The sequence below is a fragment of the Thalassolituus pacificus genome, assembly GCF_025318105.1.
Taxonomy (GTDB): Bacteria; Pseudomonadota; Gammaproteobacteria; order Pseudomonadales; family Oceanobacteraceae; genus Venatoribacter; species Venatoribacter pacificus.
Window position 1 is genome coordinate 186,848 of sequence record NZ_JAOANI010000009.1, and the last position, 14,230, is coordinate 201,077.

At 51.9% G+C, this 14,230-nt stretch carries 9 protein-coding genes; 7 read left to right on the forward strand and 2 right to left on the reverse strand.

The features are described from left to right. Positions 1 to 457 precede the first annotated feature (457 nt). On the reverse strand, positions 458 to 1,603 hold the full coding sequence (locus NYR02_RS02870) for a porin (protein ID WP_260974888.1): 1,146 nt from the start codon (positions 1,601 to 1,603) through the stop codon (positions 458 to 460). 654 nt (positions 1,604 to 2,257) lie between these two features. Here NYR02_RS02870 and acs point away from each other — a divergent pair. Then, the gene (gene acs, locus NYR02_RS02875; protein WP_260974889.1) at positions 2,258 to 4,210 is read left to right on the forward strand and encodes an acetate--CoA ligase; all 1,953 of its coding nucleotides are present in this window, start codon (positions 2,258 to 2,260) and stop codon (positions 4,208 to 4,210) included. Between the two features lie 169 nt (positions 4,211 to 4,379). Next, a complete protein-coding gene (locus tag NYR02_RS02880; protein WP_260974890.1) occupies positions 4,380 to 5,054 on the forward strand; it encodes a response regulator transcription factor in 675 nt (224 codons plus the stop codon). 94 nt (positions 5,055 to 5,148) lie between these two features. Here the strand turns inward: NYR02_RS02880 and NYR02_RS02885 are convergent, their stop codons facing one another. Beyond that, positions 5,149 to 8,586, reverse strand: coding sequence for a PAS domain-containing hybrid sensor histidine kinase/response regulator (locus tag NYR02_RS02885; RefSeq protein ID WP_260974891.1), 3,438 nt, complete (start codon positions 8,584 to 8,586; stop codon positions 5,149 to 5,151). A gap of 201 nt (positions 8,587 to 8,787) precedes the next feature. Here NYR02_RS02885 and NYR02_RS02890 point away from each other — a divergent pair, with 201 nt between their 5' ends. From NYR02_RS02890 to NYR02_RS02910, 5 genes are all read left to right on the forward strand, one after another. Next, positions 8,788 to 9,102: a DUF485 domain-containing protein gene (locus NYR02_RS02890; RefSeq protein ID WP_260974892.1), complete on the forward strand. Its 315-nt coding sequence runs from the start codon at positions 8,788 to 8,790 to the stop codon at positions 9,100 to 9,102. A gap of 12 nt (positions 9,103 to 9,114) precedes the next feature. Further along, a complete protein-coding gene (locus NYR02_RS02895; RefSeq protein ID WP_260974893.1) occupies positions 9,115 to 10,776 on the forward strand; it encodes a cation acetate symporter in 1,662 nt (553 codons plus the stop codon). 165 nt (positions 10,777 to 10,941) lie between these two features. Then, positions 10,942 to 12,741 carry a DUF294 nucleotidyltransferase-like domain-containing protein gene (locus NYR02_RS02900; RefSeq protein WP_260974894.1) on the forward strand — a complete coding sequence of 600 codons (1,800 nt, stop codon included), beginning with the start codon at positions 10,942 to 10,944 and terminating at the stop codon, positions 12,739 to 12,741. Next, complete coding sequence (locus tag NYR02_RS02905) at positions 12,741 to 13,358, forward strand: 3'-5' exonuclease (protein WP_260974895.1); 618 nt, start codon at positions 12,741 to 12,743, stop codon at positions 13,356 to 13,358. Before NYR02_RS02900 ends, NYR02_RS02905 begins: the two co-directional genes overlap by 1 nt. A 251-nt stretch (positions 13,359 to 13,609) precedes the next feature. Further along, positions 13,610 to 14,230 (forward strand): methylamine utilization protein, encoded by a 621-nt coding sequence (locus tag NYR02_RS02910; protein ID WP_260974896.1) that lies wholly within the window; start codon positions 13,610 to 13,612, stop codon positions 14,228 to 14,230.

Sequence of the window (14,230 nt, forward strand, 5' to 3'; positions counted from 1 at the left end):
TCTATTCGTGTTTTTATTCTTATTCAATTACTGCGTTTAATTTGGAATATTGGTTTTATTCAATGTCTTTCAGCGCATACCGTTTGACTGGAGTGCGGAGCGTTTTTAAGCCGTAATAAAACGAGCAGGTTGATCAGCCGAGGCCAGGGCGGGGAGGCATGTTTTATTGTCGAGTCGCAGGTATTCAGATTGGACTCTGGCTTATCCCGGTAGTAATAGGCTGAGTATTACAGCAGGGCGCATGTGGGTCGAGTGAGACATCTGGGTCGTTTGAAAAGCCTGGTCGCGTGAAGCGCAGAGTCTGAAAACAGACTGTGCTTTGGTATGTGCACATCCGTAAGGTAATCCAGTTGGCGGAATGGTCATTGATGCGTGTCGATCAGCGTGTCTGAGGGTCTGGCGCAGCAATAAAAAACCCGGCCGGAGCCGGGTTTTTGTCAGACGCGTCAGGTGCAGATCAGAAGCTGTACTTGGCGGTGAAGTGCAGGCGGTTCAGATCGCCTTCGTTCTTGGTGGTGGTCACTTTTTCCAGTGTCGCCATGCTGTATTCCACACCATAGGTGACTTCTTTGGTTGGGGAATACATCAGGTTCAGACGGGTGCTGCTTGATGATTCGACCAGGCCTGCAGCAATGGTGTCGTCATCGTAGTCAGCATCCAGCATGGAGTAAGCAATGGTGCTGCGCATCTTATCGTTCCAGAAGTGGCGATAAGCAACAAAGGCTGCGCTGACGGTTGTAGCTTCCAGATCGCCAGATGCGGATACGGTTGCATCATTAACCGCACCTAAGCCGACATAACGACCGACGTTACCGTTTGTGTAGCTGAATTTCAGGTCATCAGCGCCAACTTTAACCATGCCGGACAAGCTGATACCGAAGCCATTGGTGGATTCATCAACGCCATTCTTAACGCCATCCTGTACGGCCATCTGACGTGCGATCGCAGCAACGGTAAAGGCATGGTCACCGGCTTTGATATTGTAACGGGCAACGATGTCAGGCAGCCCGGCGTCATCAGTTACGCCAGTGCCGGCGATGGTGTTTTCCGGGTTTTCCAGAGCAAACTGGAAGTCACCCATGGTGTAGCGGATCTGTGCCTGACGGTTAAATACAGTACCGTCACTTACGCCGAGGAAGTCCACGGTTTCCGGCAGGGCACCTACGTTCATAAACGTCGACCAGGTCTGACCAAAAGTCAGATTGTTATAGGTGAAGAACGCATGGCGTAAGCGAGGGTTATAGGAGTTGGAAACAACCTCGTTACCAGCTCCACCTGCCGCGAGTGCCGTCAGAAAATCCATTTCAATAAAACCGGTTACTTTCTCACCGCTGTCGGTGGTGGTAACGGTTTTAAAGTTCAGACGTGACGATTTGGCACTGAAGTCGACACTGCTGGTTTCTTCGCCAGTACCGCCACTGGTTGGAATTTGCGATGGAACATAAAAATCACGTCCCAGAGCGGCGGCGCCAATATCACCGTCAGAATAAGTGCTCATCATGGCGTCCATCTTGATATAGCCGCCATAGCTGAACTCGGTATTTGCTGCCTGAACAGCCATCGGCAGTGCCGCGGCTAACAGAATTGCAGAAGTCTTACGCATGTCGCTCTCCTTATTATCATAGTTGTGCCTGCTCACTATGGTGCACAGTTTCTGTGCGACGAAATTAGCCAAAGGTCGAAGCTGTGCGATGTTACGTAGAAGTACTTACTAACTCTCTGTTGAACTACGGGTAAGCCTCAATGATGTAAAACAGCACCGGACGCCGGTATCGGTGTACCGCTTTGGTGCACTTTGACGCTGGTCGCGGGCATTTGGTTAGATCTGTTTTATACCGTTATCTATTTATTGATACTTCTTTTAATAAAGGTTATTCATTCAGGACAGGCACAGGTGAATATCCGCTACAGAGCAAAGCATCGGCTGGTTTTTCTTTATATTTCAGCAGGATAAGACACAGGAAACACTGGTTCAGCATACCTGATAAGGGTATTAAGTAGTGGCTGAGGCTTTTCTGACTGACCGTCGTTTGAGGCACAGAAGCCCCTGTTTAAACAGAGAATGTGTTGCGGATTGTGTGTTATGCCGATTTTGGCCAAGACAGTCTGCCTTTATTAAGCGTGGCCGCCGGGTTTATCTGCCGATAGACCATTGTCTAATTTGGGGAATAGCGGCCGGTCACTCAATATGAGCCATATGATATTCATTGCCGCCGGGCATTAGCGAGCTTTAAAAATAATCACTAGGGAGAACGCTATGAGCGATCAGAAGGTTTATCCAGTCAAGCCGGAATTTGCTGATTCCGCCTGGATTAACAACGAAAAGTATCTGCAGATGTATCAGCAGTCCGTCATTAACCCGGAAGGGTTCTGGCGCGAGCAGGCAGAACAGCGTATTGACTGGATAAAACCGTTCACTCGTGTGCGCAACGTATCGTTTGATGATCACAACGTCGATATCAAATGGTTTGAAGACGGCACGCTGAATGCCTCAGCAAACTGTCTGGACCGCCATCTGGAAACCCGTGGTGATCAGGTCGCCATCATCTGGGAAGGCGATGATCCTGATCAGGACCGCCACATTACCTATAAAGAGTTGCACGAAGAAGTTTCCCGCTTTGCCAATGCTCTGCGTGGTCAGGGGGTGCGTAAAGGCGATATCGTCTGCATTTATATGCCGATGATTCCGGAAGCGGCGGTGGCCATGCTGGCCTGTACCCGCATTGGTGCGGTGCATTCCGTTGTGTTTGGTGGTTTCTCGCCGGACGCGCTGGCTGGCCGAATTGAAGACAGTAACGCCAAAATTGTAATTACCTCGGACGAGGGGGTACGTGCCGGTAAGCGTGTACCGCTGAAAGCCAACGTCGACGAAGCTCTGACCAATCCGGCTATTCGCTCGCTGGAAAAAGTGATCGTGGTAAAACGCACCGGTTCGGATGTCGCCTGGCATGCGCATCGTGATGTTTGGTATCACGATCTGATCAGCCTGGCTTCTCCGCATTGCCCGGCAGAAGAGATGGGCGCAGAAGATCCGCTCTTTATTCTTTATACCTCTGGTTCAACCGGTAAGCCTAAGGGCGTGCTGCACACCACGGGTGGTTACATGGTATGGGCATCCATTACCCATCAATACGTTTTTGATTATCACGATGGTGATATCTACTGGTGTACCGCCGACGTTGGCTGGATTACCGGCCATACCTATCTGCTGTACGGCCCGCTGGCCAATGGTGGCACCACGCTGATGTGTGAAGGTGTACCAAACTATCCGGATATCAACCGCTTCTCGCAAATCGTCGATAAGCATCAGGTGAATATTCTGTACACCGCGCCAACCGCGATCCGCTCGCTGATGGCCGAAGGTTCCAAGGCCGTTGAAGGCACGCACCGTGAATCTCTGCGACTGTTGGGATCGGTTGGTGAGCCGATCAACCCGGAAGCCTGGGAGTGGTATTACCGCACCATCGGCGAAGAACGTTGCCCGGTAGTGGATACCTGGTGGCAGACCGAAACCGGCGGCATCATGATTACGCCTCTGCCAGGTGCGACCGATACCAAGCCCGGCTCTGCAACCCTGCCATTTTTTGGTGTTCAACCAGCACTGGTCGACAATACCGGTATGCTGCTCGAAGGTGCGGTTGAGGGCAATCTGGTGATGATCGACAGCTGGCCGGGTCAGGCCCGCAGCGTCTTCGGTGATCATGAACGCTTTGTGCAGACCTATTTCTCCACCTTCCGCGGCATGTATTTTACCGGTGACGGTGCCCGTCGTGATGAAGACGGTTACTACTGGATTACCGGTCGCGTTGATGACGTAATCAACGTATCGGGTCACCGCATGGGCACCGCCGAAGTAGAAAGCGCCCTGGTGGCGCATCCGAAAGTGGCTGAGGCTGCGGTAGTGGGTTATCCGCACGACATTAAGGGGCAGGGCATCTATGTCTACGTCACTCTGAATGCCGGTGAAGAATCCAGCGAAGAACTGGTGAAAGAACTGCGTAATTGGGTGCGTGCAGAAATCGGCCCGATTGCAGCCCCTGATCTGATTCAGATTACGCCAGGACTGCCAAAAACCCGTTCCGGTAAAATTATGCGCCGTATTCTGCGTAAGATTGCCGCCAACGAGCATGAGTCTCTGGGGGATATTTCCACGCTGGCCGATCCGTCGGTGGTGGAATCGCTCATTGATAAACGTCTTAACCGTGGATAATCAGCCGGGATGAGTTCTAATTCATCCCGCTGTTAACAATAACTGTCCAGAGAATACTCTGGGCAGTTTTTTGCGTTTTTACAGCAGATACAAGCATCCGCTGAGAAAATGTCGCACAATAACAATAGTCAGTGGTTAAACCGCTGAGCAGGATTCTCCGGAGGGGACTATGCAGCTCGCACAAAAAATCATCATTGCTGATGACCACCCATTATTCCGTACCGCCATGCAGCAGGCCGTTAAGCAGCTGGTGCCAGACGTGACGATTGAGCAGGCAGAATCGCTGCCGGAATTACAGCAGATTGTGGAGCAGCATAAAGACGCTGATCTGATTTTGCTGGATTTACAAATGCCCGGCGCACACGGCTATTCAGGTCTGGTATTTCTGCGTTCGCATTACCCGGCGATTCCGGTCATTGTCGTCTCGGCCTGTGAAGATCCGGCTATTATGTGTCAGGCGATCGATCATGAAGCGTCCGGTTATATTTCCAAGTCATCACCGCTGGAACATATCGCCAAAGCCATAGAAATGGTGTTGCAGGGGGATATCTATCTGCCCGATGCCGCACGCCGTCATCAGCATCAACCGAACCAGAATGCACTGGATCTGGCTGAGCGTCTGGCCAGTCTGACCCCGCAGCAATTCCGCGTACTGACCATGATGTCGGAAGGCATGCTGAACAAGCAAATCGCCTACGATCTGGATGTCAGCGAAGCGACCATTAAAGCGCACGTAACCGCCATTTTCCGCAAGCTTGGCGTGCGTACCCGTACTCAGGCCGTCATCTCGGTACAGAGTCTGGACTTTGAAAAACCCGATACCCTGATGGCGAATCAGGTGTGAAGCTGATCGGCTAATGATGATCAGTATGCAATAAAAAAACAGGAGCCAGGCTCCTGTTTTTTATGCGCGCTATTTTTATGGGCAGCGTTTTTTATTAACGGATCAGTCGTCTGATCAATGCCCGCAATGCCGCCGGGCGCACGGGTTTTTTCAGAAAGTAGAAACCAAGGGATTTGGCTTCTTCGGCGACCGACGGCCGTGGGTCTGCGGAAATTAAAACGCCGGGGATCTCTTCGTTAAAATGGCGCCGCAGCATGGACATTACCTGCAGGCCGGTCACGTCATTATCGAGCTGATAATCGGCCAGCATTATCTGCGGTTTAAACGGCACCTGTTCGGCCTCCTGTTCATCACTGCAGCTGAATACATCGCACTGCCAGCTGCTGAGCAGGGCATTCATACCCGCCAGCACTTCGGCGTCGTTATCGATACAGAAAGTCTGCAATCCTTCGAAGCTGCCCGATACCCGCGCCTGTTGGTCGCGGTTATCCTGTTTCACGACATCCGCCTCGGTCAGCGGCAGAGTGATGCGGAAACGGGTGCCATTACCCACCCAGGAATCGACTTCAACGCTGTGGCCCATGCGTTTCGCCATACGATCGACAATGGCCAGACCCAGTCCCAGGCCTTTGCTGTCTTGCTTCCCCTGATTCAGGCGTTTGAATTCACCAAAAATTTCACCGAGTTTGGAGCGCGGAATACCGGGGCCGGTATCCCAGACTTCGATCACCAGCTGCTCGCCACGTTTACGGCAGCCGAGCAGAATACCGCCGTTATGGGTATAGCGTACGGCGTTACTGAGCAGGTTCTGCACAATACGGCGTAACCAGTGCGCATCGCTTAATACCCAGTAGTCACAAGGACGGAAACGCAGCACTAGACCTTTTTCGGCGGCCAGTGCGGTGAACTCATCACGCAGCGGTTTCAGTACGGCGCTCAGCTGAATAGGGTGCAGGCTGGGCTCTATCACGCCGGCGTCCAGCTTGGATATTTCCACCAGTACCGACAACACATCTTCGGCGGATTGCAGAGAGCCTTCCAGATGCGTCAGTAAATGACGCTGATCGGCCGACAGATCGTGCTGCGCCAGGGTTGAAGCAAACAGCTTGGCGGCATTCAGCGGCTGCATCAGATCGTGCCCGGCGGCGGCCAGAAAACGCGTTTTACTGGTATTGGCTTCAATTAATTGAGAGGTCAGATCGCCCAATTGCTGAGTGCTTTTTTCGACCCGGCGTTCGAGGGTGATATTGGCTTCTTTTAACGCCTGCTCGGCTTTGCGGTGAACCGTGATGTCGGTAAAACTGGTAACGAAACCACCGTCAGGCATTGGATGGCCCTGCATAGAAATCACCACACCATTAGGCAGCAGACGTTCGAACTGGTGGGCGGAACCGGCACTTAAAAAACGCATTCTGCGTGCGACCTGTTGCTCTATGCTGCCGGGGCCGCAGAACCCCCGTTCGGCATTAAACGCAATAATATCGGCAACGGGCTTACCGACCTGAATAAAGCCCGGCGGGTAATTAAACAATTCCAGATAGCGGCGATTCCAGGCCACTAAATTGAGATTACGGTCAACCACGCTGACGCCCTGATGCAGATTTTCCACGGCGGCCTGCAACTGCTCGCGGCTCATGGCAAAGGCCTGGCTGGCTTCACTGGCGAGGAAGGCCAGGTCGCGGATCTGAATCTGCTCGCCACCGAGCAACGTGGAGAAAATCACCCGCGCCGAAGAGGAACCAACCACCGACGCCAGCAGCTTTTCGGCATCGTGCAGCAGCTCGTTAGACGCCATCGCGTGGTCGTATTGAATGCCATGATGTGATTGATAATCGGCGAAAAAGGATTCGGCTTTTTTGTAACCCAGAATACGTTCCAGCACCACGCGCACGTCATCCACTTTACAGGTAAACGACGGCGCCACCTGATTACCCGGATTCAGCGCTTTGGTGCTGGTAAAGTCTGAGGCCAGCATGCGTTCCCGCACTGAAGCGTTGGTGACCACTGAAAAGAAAATATACAGCGAGACGTTAACCGACAGGCTGAGAATAACGCCAAAGCTGAAGTCATCCAGATTCAGCCCCAGCATCCGGTAAGGCGTTGTGTCACTTTGCTCAATACCTTGCGCCAACACTGGCCAGAGCAGGGTATAAATCCAGATAAACGTGCCGCTTACCAGACCGGCAATGGCTCCCTGACGGTTGCCGCCCTGCCAGATAAGGCCGCCAATTAACGGTGGAGAAAATTGCGCCACCGCGGCAAAAGACAGCAGGCCGATGGCGGCCAGCGATTCAAATTCTCCCACCATGCGGTAAAACAGATACGAACCCAGAATCATCACCACAATCACCATGCGACGCACGGTAAGCACCAGAGTGCGCACGCTGGAAGACTGCTGAATATCGCTTTGTTGCTGGGTATTACGGAAAAATGCCGGCAGCACCAGTTCGTTTGACACCATGGTGCTGATGGCAATGGTGGCCACAATAATCATGCCGGTGGCCGCGCTGCCACCGCCGATAAAAGCAATAATGGCCAGAGCATCCTGGCCAAGAGAGACCGGCAGACTGAGTACATAGGTGTCCGGAGTAAAACCCAGGTCGCGCATAAATAAATGACCGGTTAAAGCAATGGGCACCACAAACAGCAGCATCAGCACCAGATACAGCGGAAACATCCAGCGCGCGGTATGAATATGGCGCACCGATTCATTTTCAATCACACCCACCTGAAACTGACGCGGCAGACAAAGAATGGCAAAACCGGCCAGCAGGCTCTGCAAAACAAAGGCGAGGGAAATGACATCGCTGCTGAACAGGGCATGATCAGGCATCACCGTTTTGGACAGCGTTAATAAATCCAGCGGAGAATCGAACAGGAATGTCATAACCCAGATGCCAACCGCGAGAATGGCCAACAGCTTCACCATCGATTCAAACGCCACCGCCAGAATCATCCCCGGATGCTGCTCGCTGGCATCGATATCGCGGGTGCCGAATACAATCACAAACAGCGCCATCGCCCAGCTGATGTGAAAGGCGGTGTCTTGCCAGAAATAGATTGGCCCGCCACTCATGGTGCCCAATGGCTGGGTAACCAGCTCGAATGTCGTGGCAATGGCTTTTAATTGCAGGGCGATATAAGGCACCACACCCAATACCGCGACAATCGTGACCAGAATTGCCAGGGTATGGTCGCGGCCATAACGGGTGGCGATAAAGTCGGCAATGGAGGTCAGGCGTTTTTCTTTGGCAATACGGATGATTTTTCCCAGCATGCGCCAGAAAAACAGCAGAAAAAGAATCGGTCCGATATAAATACTTAAGAACATCCAGCCGCTGGTTGCCGCCATTCCGACGGCACCATAAAAGGTCCAGGACGTGCAATAAACCGCCAGCGATAAGCTGTAAATAACGCCGGTATTGTGCACCGGTTTGCCGCTGTGAGCACGGCGGTCACCGTACCAGGCAATGCCGAACAGGGTACCGATGTATAACACAGAAATTGAAATGAGTTGCCAGGCCGGAATCATAGCTTTCCTTGTTGTATTTTTTTTGCCTCGGGGGAGCTTAACACGAGCCCCTGTCTTCACTCTGCGACACGACTCTGATCTTAGACCAAGGTCGTATCCGGTGAAAGGTGAACCCGCAGCCATCCTGAGACTATGGTCGGGCTGGGGAGCTGACGACTGTTGAGTAGAATGCCATGAGCTATTCATTGTCAGGAGTCCGGCATGCAGTCCGATGTCTACCAAAAAATCAAAGATCATCCGGATTTTCACAGTCTGGTCGCCAGGCGGAAATCGTTCGCCCTGAATTTATCAGCCATCGTTCTGGTGATGTACTTTGCTTTTATTCTGTTGGTGGCTTTCGCTCCCGGTGTGCTGGCGCAGCCGGTTGCCGAGGGCAGTGTGACCACCTGGGGTATACCCATCGGCGTATTTATTATTATTTCATCGTTTCTGCTGACCGGTATTTACGTAAAACGCGCGAACACCGAATTTGATGAAGAAAACCAGCGCATCATCGACGAGTGTCTGAAAGGTTAAGGAATCCGGGATATGTTCAAGCGTTTAAAACCCTGTGTATTGTTTCCTTTACTGTCTCTGAGCAGTATGGCTCTGGCCGGTGACGCCATCAGTGGCCCGGTGGAGCAACAGGCCACTAACTGGTCGGCCATTATTATGTTCCTGATCTTTGTTGCTTTTACGTTAGGGATTACGGTCTGGTCCAGCCGCCGTACCCGCTCAGCGGCCGATTATTATGCCGCCGGTGGTGGTATTACCGGTTTTCAGAATGGCCTGGCGATTGCCGGTGACTATATGTCGGCGGCGTCTTTTTTAGGTATTTCCGGCCTGGTGTATTTATCCGGTTTTGACGGCCTGATTTATTCCATTGGTTTTCTCGTCGGCTGGCCGCTGATTCTGTTTATGATTGCCGAACGGCTGCGCAATCTGGGTAAGTTTACCTTTGCCGATGTGGCCTCCTATCGCCTTGGGCAAACGCAGATCCGTACGTTGTCTGCAGTGGGTTCTTTGTGTGTTGTCTCGCTGTATCTGATTGCACAGATGGTCGGTTCCGGCAAACTGATTCAACTGTTGTTTGGCTTACCTTATAACTACGCAGTGGTTCTGGTCGGTATTCTGATGGTGCTGTACGTGACCATGGGCGGCATGCTGGCCACTACCTGGGTGCAGATTATCAAAGCCGTTCTGTTGCTGTCCGGTGCCAGCTTTATGGCGTTGATGGTGTTGATTCATGTGGGTTTTGATATGGGTGATTTATTCCTGCAGGCAACCCAGGTACACGATAAAGGCATTGCTATTATGGGCCCTGGCGGCCTGGTGTCGGATCCGGTGTCAGCCATCAGTCTTGGCATTGCCTTAATGTTTGGTACTGCCGGTCTGCCGCATATTCTGATGCGTTTCTTTACCGTGGCCGATGCCCGTGAAGCGCGTAAATCGGTCTTTTTTGCCACCGGTTTTATCGGCTATTTTTATATTCTGACGTTTATTATTGGTTTTGGTGCGATTGTGCTGGTGTCCACCAACAGTGAATTCCTCAACGACGCCGGTGCATTAATTGGCGGTAACAATATGGCCGCGATTCATCTGTCGAAGGCTGTAGGTGGCGATTGGTTCCTTGGATTTATTTCCGCCGTTGCTTTTGCCACCATTCTGGCGGTGGTTTCTGGTTTGGCTTTAGCCGGTGCTTCGGCGGTATCCCATGATCTGTACGCCAATGTTTTACGTCCAGACGCCAGCGATGAAGAAGAAGTGCGGGTGTCGAAAATCACCACCATGGTCTTGGGTGTGATTGCTATTGGGCTGGGCATTTTATTCGAACAGCAGAATATCGCCTTTATGGTGGGCCTGGCCTTTGCTATTGCTGCCAGTGCGAATTTTCCGGTGTTATTCCTGTCGATGTATTGGCAGCGCCTGACCACCCGCGGGGCGATGATCGGAGGCTGGCTGGGGCTCATAACGGCGGTATCGCTGGTGATTCTGGGGCCGATTGTCTGGGTGCAGATACTGGGTAATGAAAGTGCCATTTTTCCGTATAAATATCCGGCGTTGTTTTCGGTCATTGTGGCCTTTATTGGGATCTGGTATTTCTCAATAACTGATACATCGGCGGCCGGTGCGCAGGAACGGGATAAGTTTGATCAGCAGTTTGTAAGGTCGCATACCGGATTGGGTGCTGCCCAGGCGTCGGATCACTGAATCTGTTTTATAGCGCTGAAGCGGTTTGAGAATATTGGCCAGCGTTGCTGGCCTGCACGGTTGCCTCGAGCTGGGGCTCCCCTTGGCACCGTCGTATGACGGTGTCTTTTTTATTTTATACTGAATGGAAAGTGGCGCTGCCGTCACTGCAAAAGGAGACAGGTTATGACGATTCAGATAAATCTTCACCAGCCGCCGTTCAGTTTTTTATCCGAGCAGCAACTGGAGTGGTTAACCAAACGCCTTGATCTGGTTTTCTTTGCGGCAGGAGCGGTTATTCTGGATGAAGGCGATGCCTCTCCGGGAGTGTATATCGTTTATAAAGGGGTGGTTGAAGAAACTGACAAAAACGGTCATCAGGTTTTTTCCCAGTACGGAAAAGAAGACATTTTTGACGTGCGGGCGGTGCTGGAATCCTCCTGTAAACACCGCTACACCGCGATAGAAGAAACCCTGTGTTATCTACTGCGCGCCAAAGATTTTATTCAGTTACTGGATGAATCCAGTGACTTCTCCATCTATTTTAAAACCGACCTGGGGACTCAGGAAGAGCTGGTAGAGCAGCGCGGTAATGGCGTCTCTGAATTTATACTGGCACGCATCGACGAAGACAGTGTACGCCCGCCGGTCTATGTCACTGGCCAGACCAGTCTGGCGCGGGTGGCGACCATTATGGAAGAGCAGAAATACGATGCCGTGTTGGTCCGAACGGCCCGGCAGATCGGTATTGTTACCGGCACCGATTTATTACGCGCTACGTTATTGGGTGATAAAACCAAGCAAAGTAAAGTGGCCGATATCGCGCAATTTGATCTGGTGGAAGTCAAATACGGCGACTTTCTGTTCAGCGCTTTGCTGAAAATGACCCAGCACCATATCGAGCGGGTTATTGTCACCCGAGATGGCGATATCGTTGGCATGCTGGAATTGATGGATATGCTCAGCGTATTTTCTACCCACTCCCATGTGATTGCCATGCGTGTTGAGCAGGCGAAAACGCTGAAAGAGCTGGTCGTTGCAGCGCGGCGGCTTGAAGTACTGATCGATAGCCTCAGTGGGCAGGGGGTAAAAGTTGTGGCGATTATGGAGCTGATTACCACGTTAAACCGCCGCCTGATGGAGCGCGCGTTTGAGTTGATTTTCCCCAAGCGCCTGCAAAGCAGTGTGTGCATTCTGGTGCTGGGTAGCGAAGGGCGGGGTGAACAGATACTGAAGACCGATCAGGATAACGCCATTATTCTGCAAAATGAACATGACCGTGAAGCGGTCTTGCCGCTGTTGCAGAATTTACATCAGGCGCTGCTGGATTTCGGTTATCCGCCGTGTCCGGGGGGCGTTATGTTTATTAACGACAGCTGGATTAACACCGTCGATGGCTGGGTGGGTAAGGTGCAGCGCTGGATGCGTTCTGGTCGTCCCGAACCGATGATGAATATGGCCATTTTTATGGATGCGGAACCCGTCTGCGGTAACCGTGAATTATTTGTTCCGGTTAAAGCCAGCTGGCAAACCGAAGCACTGCGTTCCAGTATGACGTCTGCCTGGTTTGCCAAACCGGCTCTTCAGTTCGAAACACCACTGACGTTTTTAGGTAAAATCCGCGAAGATCATGGCACCATTGATATTAAAAAAGGCGGTATTTTTCCGCTGGTTCATGGTGTGCGGGCGCTGGCGTTTGAATATGCCATCAGTGAATGCAATACCCTGGAGCGCTTGGATAAATTGCATGCGCTGAATGTTCTGGACGATGAAACGACTCAGGGGCTTAAAGATGCGTTGCTGTTCTTTTTACGTACCCGGCTGCGCCAGCAACTGGAACAGGAATCGGATAATCCCGGCCTGAGTCAGCAGTTAAAACTCGACAGCCTGCGCAGTGTGGATCGCAGCCTGCTGCGTCATGCATTACACCGGGTGAAAAAATTTAAACAATTGTTGGTGAATCATTATCATCTGGAGAGTTTCTGATGGCGCCGTTCTGGTTGCTGAAAAAACTGCCGGGTTATATGCCGCCGGAAGGCCGCTGGCGTCACCTTGCCGAACCTTACGATGGTGATGAAGTGGTGGTTCTGGATTGCGAAACCAGCTGCTTTGATAAGAAAAAAGGCGAGTTGTTAAGTGTGGCGGCAGTACGGGTTAAAGGTGGTGAAATACGCTTATCGGAAGCGCTTGATCTGACCATTAATTCCAATGCCGTTACCGACCCGAACGCTGTGCGAGTGCATTATTTGCGCCGCGAAGACCGGCAGCAGGGGGTGGCGGTTTCAGAAGCTATTGAAAAGGTTCTGGATTTTATCGGTAACCGGCCAATCTGTGGTTTTTATATTGAATATGACCGCGCCATTCTTAACCGCTATATCAAACAGCTGCATAACTTCCAGCTGCCTAACCGCTTTATCGAAGTGTCAGAAATTTATGTGCGCCAGAAGCGCAAATATATCCCGGAATTGCAGCTGGATCTGACCTTTGAAGGGCTGGCGAAAGACCTGAAGGTGCCCATTATTGAGCGGCATACCGCTATGGGGGATGTGATTTCTACGGCTCTGATGTATATCAAGCTGACGCATTTCAATCAGCGCAGCTGAGCGGCCCGGTTTTTTCAGACGCTGAAATGCCGCGTAACCCCCTGCAGAGAGCGCGGTTAAAGCATGCTTCCACCTTTCTCATACTTTGCGCTCAAGCCGGTTTACGACTATTTTAAAGCCATAATTATCGGTGGTTGAGGTGCTCCGTGTGGGGATTATTCAGGCTTGCAAACAGGCGCTGGCAAGCTGCCAACGGTGAGTGCACACTACGGCTGGCGCGGAGGCTGCTGTCATTTATAACGCTGCTTGCGTTGGTAAACGCAGCCCCCGTTCGCTCAGCGCCAGAACTGTCGCTGGCATTTTACGATCAGCAGGGTCAGCCACTGGCCGATGTGGTGGTCAGCGTCAGTGGAATTCCAGTGACGCAGACAGCGCCGCCGGTGATGGATCAGGTGAATAAACAGTTTCGCCCCTCTGTGCTGGTTGTGCAAAAGGGCCAGAGTGTGAGCTTTCCCAACAGCGATAATATCCGCCACCACGTTTATTCTTTTTCCAGTCCGAAAACCTTTGAAATCCGGTTATACGCCGATACCCCCAAAGACCCGGTGTTATTTGATAAGCCGGGACTGGTGGTACTGGGCTGCAATATTCATGATCAGATGATCGGCTATATCTATGTCGCCGACAGCGCCTACACCTTTATCAGCGATAAACAGGGACACATAACACTGCCATCACTGCCGGCATCGTCAACACTCAGCATATGGCATCCGCGCTTATCGCTGAGTGAGTCCGAACGGCAGACAATGACCCGGCAGGAATTGAATGCTATGCCGGTCCGCAACGGACGTATTCAGATAACACTGACACTGGCGGTTGCCGCCGCGGTGCAGCAGGAGGAGCAGAGTTTTGGTAATAAACTGCGTCGCTGA